General features: G+C 51.2%; 21 protein-coding genes. 20 read left to right on the top strand and 1 reads right to left on the bottom strand.

Going from position 1 to position 23,062, the window contains the following annotated elements; genetic code table 11:
• Window positions 1–83 precede the first annotated feature (83 nt).
• From PVA01S_RS07675 to PVA01S_RS07660, 4 genes are all read left to right on the top strand, one after another.
• A complete protein-coding gene (locus PVA01S_RS07675; protein ID WP_127606535.1) occupies window positions 84–1,064 on the top strand; it encodes a sugar ABC transporter substrate-binding protein in 981 nt (326 codons plus the stop codon).
• A gap of 73 nt (window positions 1,065–1,137) precedes the next feature.
• Entirely contained in the window at window positions 1,138–2,616 is a 1,479-nt protein-coding gene (locus PVA01S_RS07670; RefSeq protein WP_218029629.1) for a sugar ABC transporter ATP-binding protein, read from the top strand.
• Between the two features lie 16 nt (window positions 2,617–2,632).
• Complete coding sequence (locus tag PVA01S_RS07665) at window positions 2,633–3,631, top strand: ABC transporter permease (RefSeq protein ID WP_164751768.1); 999 nt, start codon at window positions 2,633–2,635, stop codon at window positions 3,629–3,631.
• A gap of 5 nt (window positions 3,632–3,636) precedes the next feature.
• Window positions 3,637–4,581 carry an ABC transporter permease gene (locus PVA01S_RS07660; RefSeq protein WP_127606529.1) on the top strand — a complete coding sequence of 315 codons (945 nt, stop codon included), beginning with the start codon at window positions 3,637–3,639 and terminating at the stop codon, window positions 4,579–4,581.
• A 61-nt stretch (window positions 4,582–4,642) separates the two neighbouring features.
• Here the strand turns inward: PVA01S_RS07660 and PVA01S_RS07655 are convergent, their stop codons facing one another.
• A complete protein-coding gene (locus PVA01S_RS07655; RefSeq protein ID WP_127606527.1) occupies window positions 4,643–6,238 on the bottom strand; it encodes a helix-turn-helix domain-containing protein in 1,596 nt (531 codons plus the stop codon).
• A gap of 217 nt (window positions 6,239–6,455) precedes the next feature.
• Here PVA01S_RS07655 and PVA01S_RS07650 point away from each other — a divergent pair, with 217 nt between their 5' ends.
• The 16 genes from PVA01S_RS07650 (at window position 6,456) to PVA01S_RS07575 (ending at window position 22,950) form a co-directional block, all read left to right on the top strand.
• Window positions 6,456–7,241: an SDR family oxidoreductase gene (locus PVA01S_RS07650; RefSeq protein WP_127606525.1), complete on the top strand. Its 786-nt coding sequence runs from the start codon at window positions 6,456–6,458 to the stop codon at window positions 7,239–7,241.
• Window positions 7,242–7,258: 17 nt separating this feature from the next.
• Window positions 7,259–8,308 (top strand): zinc-dependent alcohol dehydrogenase, encoded by a 1,050-nt coding sequence (locus PVA01S_RS07645; protein ID WP_054795385.1) that lies wholly within the window; start codon window positions 7,259–7,261, stop codon window positions 8,306–8,308.
• 48 nt (window positions 8,309–8,356) lie between these two features.
• Complete coding sequence (locus PVA01S_RS07640) at window positions 8,357–9,223, top strand: transketolase (RefSeq protein ID WP_127606523.1); 867 nt, start codon at window positions 8,357–8,359, stop codon at window positions 9,221–9,223.
• A 3-nt stretch (window positions 9,224–9,226) separates the two neighbouring features.
• Window positions 9,227–10,189 (top strand): transketolase family protein, encoded by a 963-nt coding sequence (locus PVA01S_RS07635; protein WP_127606521.1) that lies wholly within the window; start codon window positions 9,227–9,229, stop codon window positions 10,187–10,189.
• 78 nt (window positions 10,190–10,267) lie between these two features.
• Window positions 10,268–10,438 (top strand): GapA-binding peptide SR1P, encoded by a 171-nt coding sequence (locus PVA01S_RS27480; protein ID WP_127606519.1) that lies wholly within the window; start codon window positions 10,268–10,270, stop codon window positions 10,436–10,438.
• Window positions 10,439–10,643: 205 nt separating this feature from the next.
• Entirely contained in the window at window positions 10,644–11,045 is a 402-nt protein-coding gene (locus PVA01S_RS07625; protein ID WP_127606517.1) for an alcohol dehydrogenase catalytic domain-containing protein, read from the top strand.
• Between the two features lie 439 nt (window positions 11,046–11,484).
• Window positions 11,485–12,483, top strand: coding sequence for a Gfo/Idh/MocA family protein (locus tag PVA01S_RS07620; protein ID WP_127606515.1), 999 nt, complete (start codon window positions 11,485–11,487; stop codon window positions 12,481–12,483).
• A gap of 49 nt (window positions 12,484–12,532) precedes the next feature.
• A complete protein-coding gene (locus PVA01S_RS07615; protein ID WP_307720670.1) occupies window positions 12,533–13,771 on the top strand; it encodes an MFS transporter in 1,239 nt (412 codons plus the stop codon).
• Window positions 13,772–13,852: 81 nt separating this feature from the next.
• Window positions 13,853–15,301: an aldehyde dehydrogenase family protein gene (locus PVA01S_RS07610; protein ID WP_127606511.1), complete on the top strand. Its 1,449-nt coding sequence runs from the start codon at window positions 13,853–13,855 to the stop codon at window positions 15,299–15,301.
• A 39-nt stretch (window positions 15,302–15,340) separates the two neighbouring features.
• Window positions 15,341–16,354, top strand: coding sequence for an inositol 2-dehydrogenase (iolG, locus tag PVA01S_RS07605; protein ID WP_127606509.1), 1,014 nt, complete (start codon window positions 15,341–15,343; stop codon window positions 16,352–16,354).
• A gap of 46 nt (window positions 16,355–16,400) precedes the next feature.
• Window positions 16,401–18,266 carry a 3D-(3,5/4)-trihydroxycyclohexane-1,2-dione acylhydrolase (decyclizing) gene (gene iolD / locus PVA01S_RS07600; RefSeq protein ID WP_127606508.1) on the top strand — a complete coding sequence of 622 codons (1,866 nt, stop codon included), beginning with the start codon at window positions 16,401–16,403 and terminating at the stop codon, window positions 18,264–18,266.
• A 33-nt stretch (window positions 18,267–18,299) separates the two neighbouring features.
• A complete protein-coding gene (locus tag PVA01S_RS07595) occupies window positions 18,300–19,157 on the top strand; it encodes a transketolase (RefSeq protein WP_127606506.1) in 858 nt (285 codons plus the stop codon).
• On the top strand, window positions 19,157–20,116 hold the full coding sequence (locus PVA01S_RS07590) for a transketolase family protein (protein ID WP_127606504.1): 960 nt from the start codon (window positions 19,157–19,159) through the stop codon (window positions 20,114–20,116). Before PVA01S_RS07595 ends, PVA01S_RS07590 begins: the two co-directional genes overlap by 1 nt.
• Before the next feature lie 11 nt (window positions 20,117–20,127).
• Window positions 20,128–20,934, top strand: a complete 807-nt coding sequence (iolB, locus tag PVA01S_RS07585; protein ID WP_054795416.1) for a 5-deoxy-glucuronate isomerase — start codon at window positions 20,128–20,130, stop codon at window positions 20,932–20,934.
• A gap of 16 nt (window positions 20,935–20,950) precedes the next feature.
• On the top strand, window positions 20,951–21,778 hold the full coding sequence (locus PVA01S_RS07580; protein ID WP_127606502.1) for a sugar phosphate isomerase/epimerase family protein: 828 nt from the start codon (window positions 20,951–20,953) through the stop codon (window positions 21,776–21,778).
• 20 nt (window positions 21,779–21,798) lie between these two features.
• Window positions 21,799–22,950: a sugar ABC transporter substrate-binding protein gene (locus tag PVA01S_RS07575; RefSeq protein WP_127606500.1), complete on the top strand. Its 1,152-nt coding sequence runs from the start codon at window positions 21,799–21,801 to the stop codon at window positions 22,948–22,950.
• The last annotated feature ends 112 nt before the right edge of the window (window positions 22,951–23,062 follow it).

Here is a 23,062-nt window from a genome sequence, read left to right as displayed (position 1 = left end):
AATGATCCGGGGCGGTTAGAAAACTTAAAAATGTAAGCGTATTATTATCTGATTCTATTACTTATATAATTTGGAGGAGAAAGATGAAAAAAATAACTAGTGTCGTTGCAAGTGTATTACTCGTTGCGTTGCTCCTTACAGGATGCGGTACATCAAACCCGGCAAATACGGCAAACCAGGCAAATTCATCCGGCAATAGTCAGGCGGGCAATAAAAAGATCGGCGCCTTGTGGTCCACGACATCCATCCCGCCGGTACAGGTCATTATTAACAAAGCGGAACAAGACGCCAAGACAGCAGGGGCCGAGATTGTCAATATGGATGCCCAATTCGATCCCTTCACGCAGGCTACGCAAGCTAAAAATTTGCTGTCGCAGCGTGTTGGCGCCGTTCTTGTGAACGTCATAGATCCCGAGGGAATCGTTCCCAGCTTAAAGCAATTTCATGATGCGGGAATCCCCGTAATCATCGGGACGCTGCCGGTATCGAAGCAGGCAGATCCCTATATTACGTCGTTTGTAGGTCCGGACAACATCGCCGCCGGTAAGCTCGCAGGCGAGTTAATGGCCGAGGCCCTGGGGAGCGCCGGCGGTAATGTCGTGATCATTGAAGGTGCGCCGGGGATTACGGTACAGGATCGTACGGCCGGATTTAAAGAGGGCTTGCAAGGCAAGAACATCAACGTGCTGAATATTCAAACCTCGCAGTGGGACCGTGCCAAAGCTTTATCCATTATGCAGGACTTCTTATCCAAGTATCCGGATTTGAACGGTGTGTTCGTCCATAATGACGACATGGCGATGGGGGCTATTCAGGCGATTAAGCAGGCGGGAAAGACGGACCAAGTCAAAGTGATCGGGTTCGGTGGAACGAAAGAAGCGGTCAAAGCTCTCGAGCAAGGAGACATGTATGGAACGGTTACGGAAGATTTAGTCTGGACCGCTCAGAAAGAGATCGAAGTGGCTTTGGCTGCCATAGAGAAAAAACCGGTAGAAAAAGCGATTTATGTTCCGACAGGGAAGCTTACGAGAGCAAACTTAGCCGGTTACACCCCGACCTATTGACGGGCACCCGTCAGGGCTACATGCCTGAAAGAGCCGGTTGATTAAAATATGAATGGATTGCAGGTGTTCATCCATGGATGTATTAGAGATGAAAGGGATAAGCAAATCGTTTCCAGGCGTGAATGCTCTTCAGGACATCAATTTAATTGTCAAAAAAGGAGAGGTTCACGGTTTGCTGGGCGCTAACGGGGCCGGGAAGTCCACGTTAATGAAGGTATTGTCGGGCGTCATCCAGCCGGATGAGGGAGAGATCCTTTTTCAAGGAGAACGGGTAAGCTTTAGCTCTCCGCTGGCTGCTCAGCAGAAGGGAATCGCCATTATTCATCAGGAGCTTAGCCTTGTTCCGGCCTTGTCCATCGCCGAAAACATCTTCTTGGGGCGGTTATTCGGCAAGTCCCATAACATTGACTGGAAGCAGGTCAATCAACAAGCGGCCGCCCTGTTGAAGCAGATCGGTACTAATCTGAGTCCGAATACGATCGTGAGAAACCTGAGCGTGGCGCAAATGCAGCTGGTCGAAATTGCGAAAGCGCTGTCGTTTGAAGCCGACCTCATTATCATGGATGAACCGTCGGCTGTATTGAGCGGGCCCGAATTGTCCCAGCTGTTCGATACGATCAGCTCCTTAACGGCCAAAGGAGTGACCGTTATTTACATCTCCCATCGGCTGGAAGAAATTTTTACGATCTGTAACCGAATAACGATTATGCGCGATGGCCAGGTCGTAGAGACGAGGCTTGTCGCCGATACGGACAAAGATCAAATCATACGCGGAATCGTGGGCCGCGATCTGAATGAAGAATATCCCGCGCGCGAGTTTATCGAGCTTGGCGAAGAGATTTTATCGGTCAAAGGGTTAAGTTTAAAAAATAAGCTGCACGATATTTCCTTCGATGTAAAACGCGGAGAAATCGTAGGGTTGGCCGGGTTAGTCGGCTCGGGAAGAACGGAGATTGCCCGTTGTATTTTTGGCGCAGACCGCTATGATCAAGGTGAAATCAGGTATAAAGGGACCCGGGTCGATATCCAGAATCCGCGCAAAGCCATTGCACTCGGGATCGCCCTGGTTCCGGAAGATCGGAAGGACCATGGGTTAATTACAAAATTCCCGCTCCGGTTAAATTTCACGATGGCGGCGATACGTAAAATCGTCAAGTGGGGATTTATCAAGTCAAAGGCGGAACGCCAAGCTTCCGAGAATCTCGTCACGCAGCTTAACATCAAGACGCCCTCGATCGAACAAATTGCGCTGAATCTTAGCGGCGGCAATCAACAGAAGGTTGTCGTGGCCAAATATTTATTTTCCGATGCGGATATTCTCATTCTGGACGAACCTACCCGTGGCGTGGATGTCGGGGCGCGGAGAGAAATCTACCTGGTTATCCGGGAACTCACCCGGAGGGGGAAGGCGGTTGTGCTCATTTCATCGGATTGGGAAGAGCTGATTGCCTTAAGCGATCGCCTGGTCGTTCTTCATGAAGGAAGAATTAAGGGGGAAATGTTTCAGTCCGAAGCGAGTGCCGAGAGCATCTTGAAGCATGCGCTTATTTAGAGAAAGGATGGATACAGTGGATACGGTTACAGCTGCGCAAAATCAGACCTCTGTCAGTCGGATTAAACAACGAATGGGATTAGCCGATTTCGGCCCGGTCCTGGCCCTGTGTCTGTTACTCGTCATCGGCTCGTTGTTATCCCCTGTGTTTTGGTCGAAAGGGAACATCATCAACGTACTGACTCAAATCTCTGTTCTGGGATTGGGCGCGCTCGGGATGACGTTTGTTGTAATTGCCGGTTTTTTTGACTTATCGATCGCCGGCATCTTATCGCTTAGCTGCGTGCTTGCGGTGGGGCTTCTTCCCGTCCTGGGTACGGTAGGGTCCGTTATCACGGTTATAGGCATAGCCGTTATCATTGGGATCATGAATGGTTCGATCCTTCGTCTCATTAAAGGCGACTTTGGAGCTTCGATTATGATTACCTTTGGTACGGGAACGATATTATCCGCCCTGGCTCTTATGTATACCAAAGGATTTACGCTTATGCTGCAAGAAGATCCGCTGTTTAAATGGTTTGGCTACGGGCAAGTGTTAGGTCTCCCTTCCCCTGTCATCCTGATGATCGTTTGCGCGGTCATCCTGCATGTGATTTTACAAAACACTTCCTTAGGCCGGTCTATCTATTTAACGGGAGCCAATCCGGAAGCCGCCCGTTTGTCCGGTATTCCTATTCATCGGATTCGGACGATTACATACATTGTAGCGGCCGTGTTAGTCGCGATCGGTGGTTTTATTCGAAGCTCGCAAACAGTCAGCGCATCTCCCGTAGCCGGAGTCGGCTTCGAATTAGATGTTATTGCGGCAGTTGCGATAGGCGGAACGAGCTTGGCCGGCGGCGAAGGAAACATCATTCGCACGATGATAGGCGTACTGTTAATCGGGGTACTCAGCAATCTTTTTGTTCTCGTCGGGTTAAGCAATTTTGACCAGATGATGGCGAAGGGGCTCATCATTATTGCGGCTCTCATTTTGGATAAACGTAAAGAAACCAGGGGTATTCGCAGGAGGTAAAAGAAATGAGCGTCTTAAGAAACGTGTACGAACAAAAAGTATTGCTTATCTTAATCGGGATGTTTGTTATCGCCTCCTTCTGTGCGCCTTATTTTCTAACGTTCCAGAACATCAATAATTTAATTATGCAGATCAGTATTTACGGAATTATGGCGTTTGCGATGACGTTTGTCATTTTGATCAAGGAATTCGACCTGTCGATAGGTGCAGTGATGGCGTTTTCAGGCATATTTCTGGTGAAAATGTCATCCTATACAGGCATGATGGCCGCTATTTTGATCACGCTGCTGGCTGGCGCCTTGATCGGCTTGCTCTCGGGTCTGTTAGTCAGCGTGATGCGCCTGAACTCCTTTATCGTCACGTTATGCGCCATGTTTTTTTACAACGGTCTGGCTCTCAAAATATCGAGTGGAAAACCGATTATGACGCAGGATCCGATTTTAAACTGGCTTGGCAACGAGACAACGCTTTGGATTCCCAACCTCATTTGGATCTTTGTCATATTCTATGTGATTTCGGAATACGTACTTCGCAAAACCAAGTACGGACGTAATGTATATGCCGTGGGCGGAGATGTCAAAGTGGCGGAGCTAACGGGAATTGCTGTTCCGTTTTATAAGATTAGCGTTTTCGTTATTTCCGGTGTCTCTGCTTCCATGGGCGGCATTCTGCTCACCGGCATGTTGAATTCGGCCTCGCCGTTTGTGGGCGGAGCCGCTGCCTTAACGGTCATTTCCAGTGTCGTGATTGGCGGAACGAGCCTGGCCGGAGGAGAGGGAAGCGCCACTCGGGCCGTAATGGGGCTGTTTATACTAGGCATTCTGGATAACTCTCTGGCTTTGCTCAATGTGCAATCGTTCTATCAAGCCCTTCTCAAAGGTATTCTTTTGGTGGTCGTGATTGGCTGGGATTACTATGTTCGCAAGGCCCGGGTTGCCCATGCTGTATAAGTGAAATGAAATGCCCTAACTCCGTAACTTATCGGTGAGCTAGGGCATTTTCGCCGTATCCTTAAATATATCCGGCCTTCATATTCTGTTTTTTGTACTGCATAGGGGATAAGCCGGTCACTTTTTTGAACGTTTTGGAAAAATGCTTGACTTCAAAAAAACCGACTCTGGCGGCTACATGGCAAACCAGCTCGTCGCTTGAGGCAATCAGCTCCTTGGCTTTTTGTATGCGATAAGTGATGATGTATTTGATGATGCTGATGCCCAGCTCCTTCTTGAAAATTTGACTTAGATAGGAATTGCTTATATTTAAGTTGGATGCAATGAAATGGACCGTGATATCTTCCCTGTAGTGCTGATGTATAAATTCGATGGCCTGAAATACGATGGAGTTTTTAACCGTATTTTTGATGGATAGCTCCGCTTTAAGCAAATGAAGGGATTCGATAAATTCGGAGCATTTTTGTTCAATAGAAGAATAGTAGAGTTGGCTGGGGGCATTGCTGTCGGTTATTTTTTTATTGTATAAATCGCCGTACTTATCGCTTAACGTGGATAACAGGGATGTGTGGCAATAGTAGTAAAGATTGTAGTTGAGACTTGGCTTAATAATAGTCAGGAACAGTTTCTTGATCAGCTCGCTCAATTTAGGGTTGAACAGATCGTAATTGATCAGCTCCCTGATTTCACGGAGCATGTCATCAATATAGTGATAGTTGATTTCTTTACGCAAGGAATTCACGTACTCCTGGGTAATTAATTTAACGTCCCTGCAGAAAAAATTGTAAATTTTCAACCGGTCAAACGATTCGTAAGCGCTCCGGATATCCTCTATATTTTTGATATAACCGCTCATATATCGGAACGCTGTTTTGCAATTGGTTACATTGTTCAGCTTCGAGATAATATCAAGAAGCTTATACTGCTTGCCGGCCTGGCTAACGGAATCATAGTCATTGATCATGATGCACAATCGGGTCGGATTAATATAGAAAGCTTCGCCGCCTCCATATTCGTCGAGCACCTCCTGACATTCGTTTACAAATTCCTCTCCGACGAAGTAGTAAATATTTTTGTTCAAATCGTGATCCGCATATTCGATTTCCATCAAATTCCATAGATATAAATAATACCCGGAATTATTCAGGTTCAGACCGGCCTTTTTCTTATAATACAAAAACTCGCTGTTCGTGACTCCCCGCAATATATCGTTCAAATATTCGGTCTTTTCAAGCCTCTTAATCCTCGAATCCATGATCAGGTTGGAGTCTTCTTCTTCCCCGATATAATTAAATCGACAATGATAAGCCGGGCTTAAAGCATGGGTGAAAAACTGTTTGATTTGATTCATATAATGAATGTCTTTATGGGTCGTAACGGAGTAAGCGATTTCATTTTCCGATATGACATTAAAAATGAGCAGAATAGGGGAGATATTGAATACCGCTAAGTCATGGAAAAAATTTTGGATTTTATAGACGGGATGGGTGACTTGAAAAATGATCACATCGGCAGCGAGTTCCACCGCTTTTTCAGCACAAGCATCATAAGAATCGGCCCTATACGAGATGGTAAACCCGCTTGCGTTTGCAGTGCTGCAATCACGGAACATGCTCTTTAGATGATCTTCCGCATACAGGATGACTTTTGAAGCCATAACCTACCTCCGTATTGTAGTTAAATTCTGGATATAGTCATTATAATTTTAGGATGAGAACGTTGTCAAACCGAATCGTTTCGTGCAGATGAGGGCTGGCGGCCCCCGTCATAAACATGAAAATGCACACGTATTTCTAAAAAAAGCACACCCAATCCGCCGGACGAATCAGTAAAATCAATATATAAATTCATTTCATATAAAGAGAGGTGCCAGCATGTCACAGGGACTCGCAGATTTTTCATTGGATGCATTTTCGTTGAAAGGCAAGGTCGCCATGGTAACCGGCGCCAACCAGAACCTTGGCATGGCGTACGCGGTCGCCTTTGCCAAAGCAGGCGCGGATCTGTTCATCCCTCATTTTACGGATGACGTATCCGAGGTCAAGCGGCTTATCGAAGAAACCGGCCGGAAGGTCGCGTTTCTGCAAGGGGATTTGACCGACAAATCTTACATCGAGCGTGTAGTCCATTCCTGCATGGAGCAGTATGGGAAAATTGACATTCTCGTCAACAATGCCGGCGCCAGCATGTTCGGCGAGTTTCTGGACTATCCGGATGCGGCGTGGCAAAAAATTATGGATATTAATTTGAATGCCGTCTATTACTTGAGCCATCGGGTGGTGAAGGAGATGGTCAAGCAGAAATCGGGCAAGATTATCAATATTGCTTCGGCGCTCGCTTTTACCGCCGACAAAAAATGCCCGCCCTATACGACCAGCAAGCATGCCATTGTAGGGTTGACGAAAGTGTTTGCCAATGAAGCAGGCCCGTACAATATTCAAACGAACGCGATCGCCCCCGGCTTTTTGGCTACCGACGTCAATAAGGAATTGCACGAGGATAAAGCATACTATGACAAAATTACAAACCGTATTCCCAGTGAGCGCTGGGGTGTGCCTTCCGATCTGATGGGAACGGCTGTGTTCCTGGCAAGCCGCGCCTCGGATTACATCAACGGCTGGACCATTAACGTCGACGGCGGGTTTGCCACTACATTGTAAAAAGGAGATCAGCCTCTGTGAAAACGATTGCGGCAGTGAAAATAGGCAGCTTGAAAGACCCCAATGAAGCAACAAGAGGGCGCGTTCAGGTCATCGAAATTCCCGAGCAGGAGATGGGGGACGAGGATGTCAAAATCAAGGTCGCCTATTGTTCCATCTGCGGTTCCGATCCGCACCTGGTGGAAGGCATATTCGATTTGGAACCGCCGTTCGGGCTCGGTCATGAGGTTTCCGGCACCATCGTGGCCCTCGGGCCAAAAGCCGTTAAGAAAGGGCTGAAGGTCGGCGACAGGGTAGCGGGCAACTTCTTGAGATTTTGCGGCACCTGCTATTATTGCCTGAACGGGCAGGAGCAGTTTTGCGAACATATGATGGAGTATAACAGACCCGGCATGTCCGAATCGATCGTCTGGCATGAATCCCAGGTATGGAAAATTCCTGACGATGTTAGCTTGAAGGAAGCCTGCCTTCTGGAGCCTGTGTCGATTGCGGTAAGAATTGTGGACAAGGCGAACATGAAGGCGGGGCATCGCGTGGCCATTTCAGGCGGCGGCCCCATCGGTCTGCTGACCCTTCAACTGATCAAGAGGTTTGGCGCCACCTCCCTGACACTCATCGAGCCGATCCAGAACAGGCGGGACTTGGCCCTGGAATTTGGAGCCGAGCATGTGATCGACCCGGTAAACCAGGATGTCCGGGAGGAATCCAGGAAAATTACCGGAGGGCGAGGCTTCGATCTGGTTATTGAAGCTTCCGGTTCTCCCAGAGCCGCCAACGCGGCATGCGACATTGCGGCAAGAGGCGGCACCGTGCTCTATATCGCGATGTTCCCGAAGGACTATGAGATGCCGTTCAATCTGTACGACAAATGCTATTGGAACGAGCTTACGGTTTCGGGTATCTTCGTGGCTCCGTATGCGTTTCCCCGGGCCGTTCAGCTGCTGCCGAAGCTTGATTTGAAACCGTTTACGCAGAAAGTTTTCCCGTTGGCTCAGGGGGAAGAGGCATTCGCTGCCCATGTTAGCGGCAACTATACGAAGGTGCTTATCCAATGCAACGAAGATTAACGAGCTTGGCGATTGATCAATCTGCGATGTACAAAGGAGATCTCAACGATGAGTAATGTCGATTTGGAACTGGTTCAAAAACTGGAAGACAAGGCCGTCGAAATCAGAAAAAATCTGTGTACCTTTATTTACAGAATCGGCACCGCCGGTCATTTGGGCGGCGAATTGTCCATCGTGGACGTTGCCGTTGCCCTCTATTACAAATACATGAACTACGATCCGAAAAATCCGAAATGGGCAGAAAGAGACCGGCTCATTTTGAGTAAAGGCCACTGTGCCGAAGCGCTTTATACAATCTATTCCGATATGGGAATGTACACGATGGACTACATGGTCGAACATTTCGAATCGCTTGACACAGCGGTGTTCAGCATGCACCCTAACCGGAAATATATTGATGCCATCGAGGCCTCAACAGGCTCGCTGGGGCACGGTATGCCCCTCGCCACCGGCCTCGCGCTAGGCGCGAGAATGTCCAAGGCCAACTGGAGAACCTTCTGCATTATTGGCGACGGCGAGCTTCAGGAGGGCACGAACTGGGAAGCCTTCATGGCGGCCGGACAATTTAAACTGGGCAATCTGGTAGCAATTATCGATAAGAATGACCTGCAAATGTCGGGTCCGACCAAGGATACCGTCAGCGTCGATCCTCTTGGAGATAAAATGCGGGCTTTCGGCTGGGATGTCATCGAAATCCAGGGCAACGACATGTATGAGGTATGCAGCGCGCTGGAGTCCCTGCCTCCGGCAGACCCCGTTACCCCGAGAAGGCCGATCTGCATTATTTCCACGACAACCAAGGGCGCGGGCGTTTCCTTCATGGAAAATGTCGTCGCGTGGCATGCAGGCTCGCTGAACAAAGCCAAGTGGGAAGAAGCCCTCGAATCCATCGAAAGCAAAAGGAAGGTGAGATAAGCTATGGCAGTGGAAATTAGTTTGAATTTTGATCAAATTTTGTCTTCGGCCAGAGAGGTTTATGGTTCAGAGTTGATGAAAATGGCCGATGAAGGGTTGGAGTTTGCCTTTCTTTGCTCCGATAACGTAGCTCCATCCTCGACTGTCGGCAAATTCATGAGCAAATATCCGGACCGCTGCTTTAATGTCGGGATCGCGGAAGCGAACCAGGTGGGCATATCGGCAGGATTGGCGTTATCGGGCAAAATTGTGTTTTCGCAAGTGTTCGGACCGTTCCTGCCTCTGAGAGCCGCAGACCAGATCCATGCGGATATCGCCTACAATGATGTGCCCGTCAGGCTCATTGGCACTCACGCGGGAGTCACATCCGGCGGCGGGCCCACCCACAATGCGATCGCCGACCTGTCCTTCTACAGGGCGGTGCCGAATTTGACCATTATTTGCCCCGCCGATGCCAACCAGTGCGCAAGAGTGGTCCGGGAATCGATGAGTTATCCGGGTCCCATGATTATCCGCATTGCCAGAGGCGCGGAACCGGACGTCTACCTGAATAACGATTATGAATTTCAAATCGGCAAGTCCATCACCGTTCAGGAAGGCAAAGATCTGACGCTGATCGGCACGGGCAGCAGCGTATACTGGTCGTTGATGGCGGCCAAAGAGCTGGAACAATCGGGGATCAAGGCGAGAGTCATCGACATGCACACGATCAAGCCGTTTGATACGGATGCGGTGCTCCGAGCCGCCTTGGAGACAGGCTGCGTCGTGACCGTCGAGGACCAGAGCATCAACGGAGGCCTTGGCGGCGCTGTGGCCGAGATTATTGCGGAGGCGGGCGTTGCCTGCAAGTTTAAGCGAATCGGCCTGCCCGACCAGTTTGCCGTTCTCGGCGAGCCCAACGAAGTGTACAAATATTACGGGATGGACCCTCAGGGGATCGCCCAGACCGTGAAAAGCTTGTTATAACGAAAGGCGTTGCGCAGCGGGTTATGCCGGCCATGTTTCCGAATCCGTGCAGCGGATGGAAGAAAGGATGGATCATGTATGGACAACGCAACTTCCCGGGTTGAGCTTGGAACGATCCTGTGCAAGTATTGCGAGCATATGATTGCAACATTCGATTCCGAGAAAATAACTTTTTATTATTCCGACTGTCAAAGGCCCGATTGCTTGGAATCGCGGGTGAAGACGGACCGGCCAATGACGGAATGCTGACATCCGAACAATCGGACTGAAAAGTAGCAGGACCAAGGCGGGGGGCTCTATGGAGTCTCCCGTCTTGTTTTTATGAACAGTCCAGCGCTAATAATTTTGTTGTACAGTTCTAAAAATAATGCTAGTATAAGCTCATTGGAGGGTAAAGGTTTACCTTGCCAAATCGAATCCAGGGGAGGGTGAAAATGAAAGCTGTCGTAAAAACATTTGCGGAACGGGTCTGCATATTTACCATGACACCTATAAGAGTTACCCGCCTGTGAGCATCGGGCATGAATTTTCGGGGATCGTTGTTGAAGCAGGCGAGAAGGTGAAACATATCAGGAAGGGGGATCGGGTGACCGTTCTGCCTTCCACCGCCATTACATGCGTCATATGCGCGTACTGTACAACGGGAAATTATATATTATGCAATGACCGCAGATCATTAGGCTCAGGTATAGACGGCGGCTTTACGAAATATGTCATGGCCCGAGAGGATATGATTTATAAAATTCCGGACCATGTCACGCTTGAAGAAGCGGCCCTAACCGAGCCGCTGGCCTGCGCCGTTCAAGCGACGGAAGAGTTGACGTCGATTCATGCGGGCGACACCGTGCTTTATTGACGTATGACGAATAGGGAATAGGCAGGGTGCGAATAAGCGCCAAAGAATTTCAGGGTTGATAAATATTGCCATATATGCTAAAATAAAAACCATAGAATAAGGAAAAGGCTTTCCCTAAAATGCAGACCAATTAGCGAGGTCAGACGATAGTTAGAACGCATGAATGTGAGTAATATCCGGCGATACGGGCTGGATTTAAGGGAATTTATCGTAAAGCAGCTCCGCTTAGTTGGAATTAAATGCGCAAACCAGCAGAATTCAGGTTAAACACTTTCCTTATATAGGCCTTACATAACCGATAACCTCCGGTCGATAGAGAAGGAGGATGCAACTTAGACAGGGAGAGGCGGCAGCCATGCAACAAATCCCTTTTGAAAGCGCTTCCGTTCATCTGCGGCCACGTACCTGTAATGCCATAAAAACCGGAAGGGGTCAAACGATGAGTAACAAGGTTCGATGGGGAATTATCAGCACGGCCAAAATCGCGCAGGAGGAATTGCTTCCGGCTTTTCGGGATGCGGTCAACGCGGAGGTGACAGCAATCGCCAGCTCAAAGCCGAGCGCGAAAGAAATCGCTGCGCGATTCCAGATTGAGAACGTGTACGAGACGTACGACGCGCTGCTGGAAGATCCGAACATCGACGCGGTCTATATTCCGCTGCCGAACTCGCTCCACGCCGAGTGGGTGATCAAAGCCGCAGAGAAAGGCAAACACGTCTTATGCGAGAAGCCTGCCGCATTAACGGCCGAAGAGACGGCACATATGATCGAAGCTTGTCATCGGCACGGCGTTATTTTTATGGAAGCGTTCATGTACCAATTTCATCCGCAGCATCAACGGGTCCGGGAGATAATAGCTTCCGGCGAGCTCGGAGAACTCAAGACCATGAAGGTAAGCTTTTCGTTCTTCCTTGAGGGGCGGGAAAGCAACATTCGCACGAATCCGGAGCTGGGCGGAGGCTGTTTGTATGATGTGGGCTGCTACTGCGTGCACGCGATCCGGAATGTGCTGGGTACCGAGCCTGAGCGGGTGTTTGTATCGGCTAAGAAAGATAAGCCGGGCGGGGTGGATCTGTCGGCAGCCGGGTTCATGGAGTTGAAGAACGGGATGACGGCCTTGTTCGATGCCTCAATGGATCAGAAGCAGCGGCATCATTATGAAATTGTGGGCACCAAGGGATGCGTGAGGGTGAACCGGGCGTTTTTACCGCAATTAACGGACGGGGTATCCTCGATCACGGTGGAAACGGACGATGGGGCCTCGAGGGATGAAACGATCGCGGGCCATCAGTATGTGCTGCAAGTCGAGCATTTCTCGCAATGTGTGCTGGAAGGCTTGACGCCATTCTATACGCCGGCCAACACCATCCAGAATATGAAAGTGATTGACGCCTGCTATGAATCGATCGAGAGGGAAGCTTTCGTCACCGTCGATTAAAGTCTTGCTACGAAGGAATGCGCAGGCTGCCGTATGCGCATAGAACTCCATCAAGGAGGTTGTAGACATCGAGAAAATTCATGGTATCCGAGTCAAAGATCATGCGCTGTTTATCGCGGTTACCTTCCTGTTCTGGTCTTCCCAGTATGTGTATTCGCCAATCTTATCCTCCTATCTGGAGCAGAAGGGGGCCGGTCATCTCTTGATCGGCTTGATTCTGGGCAGTTACGGCATTACCCAATTGCTTATCCGATTTCCACTGGGCATGATGTCGGATTATTTAAGCCAAAGGAAGCTGTTCGTTTCACTCGGTTTGGTTATGAGCATGCTGAGCTGCATGGGCTTATTAATGGGGGATTTCGGCTGGATCTTAGTGTCCAGACTTGTCTCGGGCGTATCCGCGTCGACTTGGGTCGTCTTTACGGTTCTGTATTCGGCTTATTTTGCAAGCGGGAACATAGCCAAAGCGATGTCCAACATACAGTTCGTTACCGTGGCTGCTCAGCTTCTGGGAATGAGCGCAAGCGCATTTCTCGTCAGCGGTTGGGGGTGGCACGCCCCCTTTTGGGTCGCACTCGCTTTCGCTATGCTAGGCGCGCTGCTTTCTCTGGGCATTAAGGATACGGAGAGCCAATCTTTCAAGAAACCTGTGGGTTGGGACGGATTGACCGCCGTTGTGAGAGAGCCGAACTTGTTGAAAGTATCCTTGCTCTCCACGATCTGCCACAGTACGTTGTTTATTACCATATTCGGGTTTACACCGCTGCAGGCATTCAAGATTGGCGGAACGGAAGAGGCCATCAGCATGCTGGTCGTTGCTTTTATGATTCCCCATGCAATCGCCACCTTCCTGTCGGGTCGACTGTTTATGAAACGATGGGGGAGCTGGACGACTTTGACGATCGGTTTTGCAGGCAGCGCCGTCTTTACGCTCGCCACCCCGTTTATTCATGATCTTGGCTTGCTGTGCTTGACCCAGGGGATCAACGGATTTGCGCAAGGACTGAGCTTTCCATTGTTGTTAAGCTTGGCGCTGCGAGGGATCAGCCAGGAGAAGCGCGGAACCGCTATGGGATTTTATCAGGCGTTCTACTCGCTCGGTATTTTCCTGGGACCTTTCCTTGCCGGATGGTTTAACGACGGCTCCGATTTAACCGGCGGCTTCCTGTTCTCAGCGGCGACAGGCTTGCTCGCGGCCTGTTTGACCGTGTACTGGAACCGTTCGGACAAATCGGCGAATGCTCATGCGAGGGACAGCAGAAGCGCAAGCGCAGCGGGAAGCGGATAAAATAAGGCAACTATTTATAGCTTTAGGTTAAAGGCTTTCCCCAGGTGTTATGCTATTAAAAAGGAATGAAGGAGGGTCGCCATGCTGGCGCAAAAAACAATTAAGCCGCTGTTCATAGGCGGTGAATGGGTTGAAACTTCCGAGCTGCATCCTATTTACAATAAATATACAGGTGAATTATTCGCACAAATTAGCAAGGCGGGAGAAGCGGAGAAGAATGCGGCGCTGGAAGCGGCGGAGCGGGCGTTCAGGCAATCCGACTTCGCTCCCGCCCAGAGATTTCAGGTTCTGATGAAGATGTATCATCTGCTGCTTGACCATCTGGAGGAATTCGCGGAGGCGATTGCCGCCGAAGGCGGTAAGCCGATTGTGGATGCCAGGACTGAGGTAAACCGGTCGGCGCTGATTTTCTTGTTGTCGGCAGAGGAAGCGATCAAAATTACCGGCGAGATGATTCCGGCTCAAGTGGCGCCCAATCTTAACATCGGCAAGCGGCTCATTTACACGATCAAAAAACCGATAGGCCTTGTTTGTGCGATAACGCCTTTCAACTTTCCCTTAAATCTGGTTGTCCACAAGGTCGCTCCGGCCTTGGCGGCAGGCAATCCCGTCATCATTAAACCGGCTTCGGATACCGCTTATTCCGCTCTGAAGCTGTGCGAGCTTCTGGAGAAAGCCGGTTTGCCGAAAGGTTTCGCAAGCTGTTTGGTGGGAAGCGGCTCCACCTTGGGCGATCAATTACTCACGGATCAACGGATCCATAAGTATACCTTTACCGGGTCTCCCGAAGTCGGGAAGCATATCCATCGAACGATCGGGATGCGAAGAGTGACGCTGGAGCTGGGGTCGAACTCCGCAACGATTGTCCACCAAGACGCCGATGTGGAAACGGCTGCGGCCAAGCTGGCTCGAATGTCCTTTGCGCATGCAGGCCAAATTTGTATCTCCGTACAACGCATCTACGTGCACAAAGAGATCGAACAAATTTTCATGGAGGCGTTTCTCAGATACACGGCAAGCCTCAAGGTCGGCGATCCGCTGGATCCTTCCACAATCGTTGGGCCTATGATCAGTGAGAAAGAAGCGATCCGCATTGAAGGGTGGGTGAACGAGGCCGTTGAACAAGGCGCGAAGATTTGGACCGGCGGCAGAAGAGAGAACAACGTGTATTACCCGACGGTTCTTACCGGCGCTACCAAGGGCATGAAGGTCGTCGATGAGGAGGTGTTCGCTCCCGTCGTATCGATTGCCACTTATGAGACGATCGAAGAAGCCGTCCGGCTGGTCAATGACTCCAAATACGGCTTGCAGGCCGGTGTATTTACCCAATCGGTTTCTCTTGCGCACACGATTCCTTATTTGCTTGAGGTCGGGGGAGTCATGATTAACGATACGAGCAGCTTCCGCGCCGATCAAATGCCTTACGGCGGAGTCAAAGAAAGCGGTATGGGCAAAGAGGGGCCGGCATTTGCCATCGAAGAGATGCTGGAAACCGTAACCGTAGCCGTGAATTTGGAAGAGCAGCTATAAACATCAAACCAAACAAATCAAAAGAAAGCGGTGGACAGCATGAAGCAAATTCGTTGCGCTGTATTGGGATTAGGTCGTTTAGGGTACTGGCATGCGGAAAACTTGGCGACAAAAATCAGGGGGGCACGGCTGCTGACCGTCATCGATCCGATTGCAGGCCGGGCGGAGCAGGTCGCGAGCGAGCTGGGGATTGAAAGCTATTCGATCGATCCGGACGACGCGTTTAACAATCCGGATATCGATGCGGTGGTCATTGTGACGCCTACTTCCACACATGCGGAGATGATCAAAAAAGCGGCTGCAAAGGGAAAACAAATTTTTGTGGAAAAGCCGATCACGCAAACGTTAGCGGAAGCGGACGAAGTGATTGAGGCGATTCGTAAAAACAACGTCGTCTGTCAGGTCGGATTTATGAGACGATTCGACCCCGCCTATCACGAAGCGAAGAAGAGAATCGCGAAGGGGGACATCGGCCAGCCGATTTACTTCAAAGGCTTAAGCCGGGACGGCAATGTGCCGCCGGCCTCGTTCATCAAGCACAGCGGAGGCATTTATTTGGACATTTCCATTCACGACTATGACATCGCCAGATATTTGATGAATGCGGATGTCGTCTCCGTTCAAGCAACGGGTCATGTCTTGATGCACGCCTTCTTGTCCGAATACGGAGATGTCGACCAGGCTCTGACAACGCTTCAATTCAGCAACGGAGCGGCTGGCGATATCGAAACGATGCGTATTGCGCCTTACGGCTACGACATCCGGGGAGAAATCGTCGGTACGGAAGGGGTTATCACAATCGGCTCGCTGCGCGAGCATAACATCCAAATTTTGAACCACCAAGGCAGCACATACGACATTATTCCTGATTTTCCAAGCAAGTTTAAAGATGCTTATTTGCTGGAGATGGCTCATTTTATTGAAAGTCTGATGAACGGAACGAAACCGGATTGTACCGAAGAAGACGGCAAGGCTGCACTTGCGATCGCGATCGCCGCAACGGATTCGTTCAAATCCGGGAAGCTTGTCCAGATCCAAACCGTCAACGCTTAATCCGGGTCTTCTTGAACCCCAATCCATATCAAGGAGTGTTGCAAGCATGCAAACGATACGATTAACGATGGCTCAGGCCTTGCTGAAGTACCTGGATAACCAGTATATCCGTGTCGATGGGACGGAACGCAAATTCGTCAAGGGTGTCTTCGGCATTTTCGGCCACGGGAATGTGACGGGAATAGGGGAAGCCCTCGAGAATGATCGGGGAAGTCTGACTTACTACCAAGGTAAAAACGAGCAGGGTATGGCCAATGCGGCAATCGCTTTTGCCAAACAAAACAATCGGACGGAAATTTTCGCTTGCACGTCGTCGATCGGACCCGGAGCGCTGAACATGGTGACGGCCGCAGGGACGGCAACCGTAAACCGCATTCCCGTCCTGCTGCTGCCTGGCGATATTTTCGCGTCCCGGCAGCCGGATCCGGTATTGCAGCAAATCGAAAATCCGAGCGATTACACCATATCGGCCAATGACGCCTTCAAGCCGGTGAGCAAGTATTGGGATCGCATAACCCGCCCCGAACAACTGATAACTGCGCTTACGAATGCGATGCGCGTGCTTACGGATCCGGTTGATACGGGAGCGGTAACGTTGGCGCTCCCGCAAGACGTACAGACCGAAGCCTACGATTACCCTGCCGCGTTCTTCAGGAAACGGGTTCATGATGTGGAGCGCGCAGCGCCGAATAAAGAAACCGTCGCACGGGCCGTTGAGCTGATCCGAGGCAAGAAGAAGCCGCTGATCATTGCCGGGGGAGGCGTTCATTATTCCCAGGCTGCCGAATCATTAAAGGCATTTGCGGAAGCGTTCCACATTCCGGTGGCGGAGACGCAAGCGGGGAAAAGCGCCTTGCCCTGGGATCACCCCTTGAATATCGGGGCGGTTGGCGTAACCGGCTCGCTCGCGGGAAACCTGCTGGCCAAGGAAGCCGATTTGATCATTGGGATCGGAACGCGTTTGGCGGATTTCCCAACCTCCTCCAAAACAGCGTTCCAAAACCCGGACGTCGATTTCTTATCCATTAACGTCAGCAAGTTTGATGCGTATAAAATGGATGCCAAGCGGATCGTTGCCGATGCGAAGGAAGCGCTTCCGGTTTTGGCGGAGGCCTTGAAGCAAGCGGGGTACCGGAGCGGTTATGAGGCCGGTCATATCGAGACTTTGAAGAAGCAGTGGGATGAGGAGGTCGACCGTTACTACAGCGCCGAGAACCCCGACGGATTAGCGCAAACGCGTGTATTGGGCGAAATCAACCGTTTCATCGATGAACAAGACATCATCATTTGCGCAGCCGGCAGCATGCCGGGGGACCTGCAGCGGTTGTGGAGAAGCAAAGTGCCTAAAACCTACCACATGGAATACGGTTTCTCGTGTATGGGTTACGAGGTGAGCGGGGCGTTAGGCGTTAAGATGGCGGAGCCGGACAAGGAAGTGTACGCGCTTGTTGGCGACGGCAGCTATTTGATGCTTCACTCCGAGCTGGTCACCTCTATTCAAGAAGGCTATAAAATCAATGTCCTGCTGCTCGACAATAACGGTTTCCAATGTATACACAATTTGCAACGGGGCCAAGGCAGCCAAGGATTCGGCAACGAATTCCGTTACCGTTCCAGGGAAACCGGCCGGCTGACCGGCGACTATGTGCAGATCGATTATGCCGGCCACGCGAGAAGCCAGGGCGCGGTTGGCTACACGGTACGCACGCTCGAACAATTGCACAGCGCACTGGCCGACGCGAAGCAGCAGCAGGTATCGACCTTGATCGATATCAAAGTGCTGCCGGGAACGTGCACGACCGGCTACGAATCGTGGTGGAGATTGGGCGTCGCGGAAGTATCGGAAAGCGAAGATGTCCAAGCGGCCTATCGGCAAATGCAAGACAAAGTCCAATCCGCGAGAGTGCTGTAAACCGTGGATCAAGCAGCTGAAGGAGGAAGCGAAATGAATGGAACCTTAACCCAGCTTCGTTTACAGGAGCTTGAAAGGTTGGCCTCCAAGACGAGGCAGTTGATTTTGGAAACGGTCCATCATGCCAATGCAGGGCATATCGGGGGACCGCTTTCGGTTACGGATATTTTGGTCAGCCTGTATTTTGAAGCGATGCATATCAACCCCGAGGATCACCTCGGACGCGACCGGGACCGCTTCGTATTGTCGAAGGGGCATTCGGCCATCGCCTTATACACCGTCCTGGCGTTGAGGGGCTACTTCCCGGTCGAGGAGCTCCCGACCTTTGACGAAATCGATTCCCGCCTTCAAGGGCACCCCGACATGAATTTGCTCCCGGGCCTGGATATGTCCACCGGCTCCCTCGGCCAAGGAATTTCCGCAGCGGTCGGCATGGCGCTGGGCGCCAAGCTGCAAGGCCAATCGTTCTATACGTATTGTGTGATCGGCGACGGCGAGGCCCAGGAAGGGCAAGTATGGGAAGCGGCCGATGTGGCAGCGAAGTATAAGCTGGACAACTTGATCGTCGTGATGGATTACAATAAGCTGCAGCAATATGGCTGGAAGGGCAGCGAAGGCGATTTGCGCGAGGCTCCCGTCCAGGACCCGCGACTGCGGTGGGAGGCGTTCGGCTGGCATGTGAGCGAGGTGGACGGCCATTCGATGGAACAACTGCTCGACGCCTTCTCGGACGCGAAAGCGGTGCAAGGTAAACCGGTTATCGTCATTGCGCATACGTTGAAGGGCCGAGGCGTCAGCTTTATGGAAAATAACTACGTCTGGCACGCGAAGGTACCGAACGCCGAGGAATTGAAGAAAGCCTTGCAACAATTACAAGGGGGGAGTCGCTGATGGCGGTTCAGTTGGGAAACGCGGTTGCGATGAGGGACGTCTTCGGAGATACGCTGGTCCGGCTTTCGCAAACCGATCCGCGAGTCTATGCATTGGACGGCGATTTGGCGACCTCGACCAAGATGGATAAAGTCGCCGAAGCCAACCCGTCCAAATTTCTCCAAATGGGGATAGCCGAGCAAAATATGGTCGGTGTGGCGGCAGGTCTCGCAACGGTGGGCCTGCAGCCTTGGGTTTGCTCGTTCGCCGCCTTTATTACCAAACGCGCTTTGGACCAAATCATGGTGACGGTCGCACAACCCAAGCTGGATGTCAAGATGATCGGTGCCTACAGCGGGCTTCTTACCGGATGTACCGGCAAAACCCATCAAGGTCTTGAGGATCTGGCGATTATGCGCAGCATTCCTAACATGGTAGTGCTTTCTCCGGCCGACGGGGTGGAGGTCAAGAAAATGATGGAGTTCGCCAACCAATACAACGGGCCTGTTTATATCCGGCTTGCCCGGGACCCGCTGCCGACGATTTTCGATGAAGTCTCCTATTCGTTTACGCTGGGAAAAGGGATCAAACTCAAAGACGGTGAAGACGCGACGATCATCTCAACCGGTACGCAAACGGTTCGTTCGCTGGAAGCCGCCCAGACGCTGGAAAGCCGGGGCATCCGGGTTACCGTGCTTCATATGCCTTCCGTGAAACCGATCGACCAGGCGGCCATCGTGGAGGCGGCCGAGCGGACCGGCGCCATCGTAACGACGGAGGAGCACACGATCTATGGAGGCCTTGGAAGCGCTGTTGCGGAAGTGCTGGTAGAAAATTGCCCCGTTCCGATGCTGCGGGTAGCCGTTCAGGATCGCAATTCCGAATCCGGTTCCAACGATGCGCTGCTGAAGAAATACAACATCGGACCGGAGAACATTGTCCATGCCGTAGAGCAAGTTTTACAACGAAAGGGGAAATGACGTTGAACTCATTGAACAATTTGATCGTACCCTCGTCTAAAGAGCCGGGCAGCAACGGGAACCGGCTTGTCGTCACACCTGAAAGCGCAGGCTGGAGTCACGTGGGATTCGAGGTATATACGTTAGCCGAAGGCCAGTCTTTGCACAAGGAAACCGGCGGGAACGAGCTGTGCGTCGTCCTATTAAGCGGGAAGGCGACGGTGGCTACGCAGAACAAAACCTGGGAGCATATCGGCCAGCGGATGAGCGTGTTCGAGCAAATGGCTCCTTATTCGGTCTATGTGCCGCCGGGCGACTCTGTGAGAATTGCTGCAGATACGGAGTTGGAGATAGCGATTTGTTCGGCCCCTGGCAAGGGAACATACGAAGCGAGATTGATATCGCCTGAAGATGTCGCCGTTGAAATGAGAGGGACGGGCGATATGGAGAGGCAAGTCAACAATATTTTACCCGAGAGTGCGCAGGCGGACAGTTTGCTGGTCGTCGAGGTGTTCACGCCGAACGGGAATTGGTCCAGCTACCCGCCGCATAAACACGATCAAAATAACTTGCCGGACGAAACCTATCTGGAAGAGTCGTACTACCACCGGATTAAACAGGAGGGCGGTTTTGCGATCCAGCGCGTTTATACGGACGACGGCTCCCTGAATGAGACGATGGTTGTGAAGGACGGAGACGTGGTGCTCGTGCCGAGAGGCTACCATCCGGTCTCGGCGCCCCCGGGGTATGACCTGTATTATTTGAACACGATGGCAGGCCCGGTACGCACATGGAAGTTCCAGGATGATCCCGACCACGCATGGCTGAAATCGAAGTGACGGAGGGAACGCCATCATGGTAAACCGATCGTATAAGCTGGGCATTTGCCATTGGTCGCTGCCTATCGACGGGCCTTACGCTTGCAGGACCGCCTCCGAACTTGGGTTTGAGGGCATCCAGCTCGAAATTGGAAGCTACGAAAGAGGGTTTCCTGTATCGCGGAGAACGGTCCAACAAGCTTATCTGGGGCTGGCCGAGCAATATGGCATCGCTTTTCCGTCCATTGCCGTTCGCGTAACGGATGCGTACAGCATGACGCAGCCTCCCGACTCCGTCGACAGCGGGATCGTGAAGGAAGCCATCATGCGATCCATTGAGGCGGCGGAAGCGATGAACATTCCTACGGTCATGATCCCGAGCTTTCAAGTGAGCGATATCGTGAGCGAGCAGGATCTCATTCGCAGCGCGGAGATGCTGATCTCCGCCTGCGATTACGCTCAGCAGCGGGGCATTGCCGTGGCTACGGAAAATTTGCTGGCTGCGCAGATGATGTTCCGGTTGGCCGAAATCGTCAACCGGCCGAACTTGAAGCTTTATTTCGATACCCAAAATTACGCTTTGTTCCGGGGATATGACGCCCCCGCCATGCTGAAGGAGCTGGCTCCCCTGCTAGGTGATGAAATCCATGTGAAAGACGGAAAACACGGTAAAATCAGCTCGTCTCTGCTCGGAGAGGGCGATTCGGGATTTTACCGCAGCATGGAGGTATTAAAGGAGATCGGTTATAACGGCTGGATCATCCTGGAAAATTATTACGATCAATTGCCGCTGCGTTCGAAGCATGACGAACCGGAATCACTCATCAAAGAAGATATGCGCCTATTAATTAAAGCGCTTTCTTAATATGAAGGGGGAGTTTTGGAATGAAGAAGAATGTTTTGAAGAGCGTTTCGATGATGATCGTGCTGCTATCCGCCTTTATGACCGCTTGCAGTCAGCAGGCGGGAACCGGTGCGCCGGCCGGGCAAAACGCGGGCTCCAGTGAACCTGGCGCCAGCGCCGCAAAAAGTAAAAATGATGAAGTGGTCATCGGTTTCTCCGTCGGCACCATGAAGCAAGAGAGATGGCAGCGTGAAGTGAAAATGGCACAAAAATATGCAGACGAGAAGGGATTCAAGCTGATTGTCCAGTCTTGTGAAGAAGATGCCGCGAAACAGGTACAGCAGGTTGAGGGCATGCTGACACAAGGGATTGACGCCCTGCTGATCTCGGCACAAGACTCGGAATCGTCCGGCGTTATTGTGGAAAAGGCGCATCAGGCCGGAGTGCCGGTAGTGGCCTATGACCGCTTGGTCCGTAACGGAGACCTGGATTATTATATTACGTTCGACAACGTCAAGGTAGGCGAGCTGCAAGCCAAGATGCTCGCGGACCGGTATCCGAAAGGCAATTACATTTGGGTGCTCGGCGGTCCGGAAGACAATAACGCGCATCTATTGAAACAAGGGCAGGAAAGCGTGCTCAAACCTTATATGGACAAGGGCGACATTAAGATCGTCGTTCAGCAATGGGCGAAAGGCTGGAACCCGGAGGAGGCGCTGAAAATTGCAGAAAACGGCCTGACCAAGGCGAAGAACGACGTCGTTGCCGTTATTGCCTCCAACGACGGTACCGCAGGCGGTGTAGTCCAAGCGCTGGAATCGCAAGGCTTGGCGGGTAAAGTGGGCGTTTCCGGCCAAGATGCCGACATCGCCGCCCTTCAACGGATTGTGGAAGGCAAACAAACCGGCACCGTGTACAAGCCTACTCAAGTTCTGAACCAAACCGCGATGGATCTTGTCTACGCTTTGGCGGCAAAAGACGAAGAGAAAATCAAAGAGTTGAACAGCGGAAATTTCAAAAACGGTCACGTCGGAACGGTGGATAACGGTACTAAAAAAGTGACAAGTCTGCTCATGGACGTGCAGCTTGTAACCAAGGAGAATGTGGTAGACACGGTAATTAAAGACGGCTATCAAAAAATGGAAGACATCTATAAAAATATGCCGAAGGATCAATGGCCTAAAGCCCAATAGAGCATTATGCCGCTTTCGTAAAAGCTGGAGGGTGGGAAAGGGAGCGGGGCACCGCCGCTTCCTTTCTTTCCTGATCTATCCTTGGAAACTTAAACTCCGAATGGTCAAGAAG

Origin of the sequence: Paenibacillus validus NBRC 15382, from assembly GCF_004000985.1 — a bacterium.
Classification (GTDB): domain Bacteria; phylum Bacillota; class Bacilli; order Paenibacillales; family NBRC-103111; genus Paenibacillus_G; species Paenibacillus_G validus.
Note: the sequence above shows the minus strand (reverse complement) of the source record. Positions and strands in the feature narration are given on the sequence as shown.

Excerpts from the sequence above, each read along its gene's own strand:
- PVA01S_RS07675 (WP_127606535.1), top strand. The coding sequence starts at position 84 with ATGAAAAAAATAACTAGTGTCGTTGCAAGTGTATTACTCGTTGCGTTG.
- PVA01S_RS07670 (WP_218029629.1), top strand. The coding sequence starts at position 1,138 with ATGGATGTATTAGAGATGAAAGGGATAAGCAAATCGTTTCCAGGCGTG.
- PVA01S_RS07660 (WP_127606529.1), top strand. The coding sequence starts at position 3,637 with ATGAGCGTCTTAAGAAACGTGTACGAACAAAAAGTATTGCTTATCTTA.
- PVA01S_RS07655 (WP_127606527.1), bottom strand. The coding sequence starts at position 6,238 with ATGGCTTCAAAAGTCATCCTGTATGCGGAAGATCATCTAAAGAGCATG.
- PVA01S_RS07650 (WP_127606525.1), top strand. The coding sequence starts at position 6,456 with ATGTCACAGGGACTCGCAGATTTTTCATTGGATGCATTTTCGTTGAAA.
- PVA01S_RS07640 (WP_127606523.1), top strand. The coding sequence starts at position 8,357 with ATGAGTAATGTCGATTTGGAACTGGTTCAAAAACTGGAAGACAAGGCC.
- PVA01S_RS07635 (WP_127606521.1), top strand. The coding sequence starts at position 9,227 with ATGGCAGTGGAAATTAGTTTGAATTTTGATCAAATTTTGTCTTCGGCC.
- PVA01S_RS27480 (WP_127606519.1), top strand. The coding sequence starts at position 10,268 with ATGGACAACGCAACTTCCCGGGTTGAGCTTGGAACGATCCTGTGCAAG.
- PVA01S_RS07620 (WP_127606515.1), top strand. The coding sequence starts at position 11,485 with ATGAGTAACAAGGTTCGATGGGGAATTATCAGCACGGCCAAAATCGCG.
- PVA01S_RS07610 (WP_127606511.1), top strand. The coding sequence starts at position 13,853 with ATGCTGGCGCAAAAAACAATTAAGCCGCTGTTCATAGGCGGTGAATGG.
- iolG (WP_127606509.1), top strand. The coding sequence starts at position 15,341 with ATGAAGCAAATTCGTTGCGCTGTATTGGGATTAGGTCGTTTAGGGTAC.
- iolD (WP_127606508.1), top strand. The coding sequence starts at position 16,401 with ATGCAAACGATACGATTAACGATGGCTCAGGCCTTGCTGAAGTACCTG.
- PVA01S_RS07595 (WP_127606506.1), top strand. The coding sequence starts at position 18,300 with ATGAATGGAACCTTAACCCAGCTTCGTTTACAGGAGCTTGAAAGGTTG.
- PVA01S_RS07590 (WP_127606504.1), top strand. The coding sequence starts at position 19,157 with ATGGCGGTTCAGTTGGGAAACGCGGTTGCGATGAGGGACGTCTTCGGA.
- PVA01S_RS07580 (WP_127606502.1), top strand. The coding sequence starts at position 20,951 with ATGGTAAACCGATCGTATAAGCTGGGCATTTGCCATTGGTCGCTGCCT.
- PVA01S_RS07575 (WP_127606500.1), top strand. The coding sequence starts at position 21,799 with ATGAAGAAGAATGTTTTGAAGAGCGTTTCGATGATGATCGTGCTGCTA.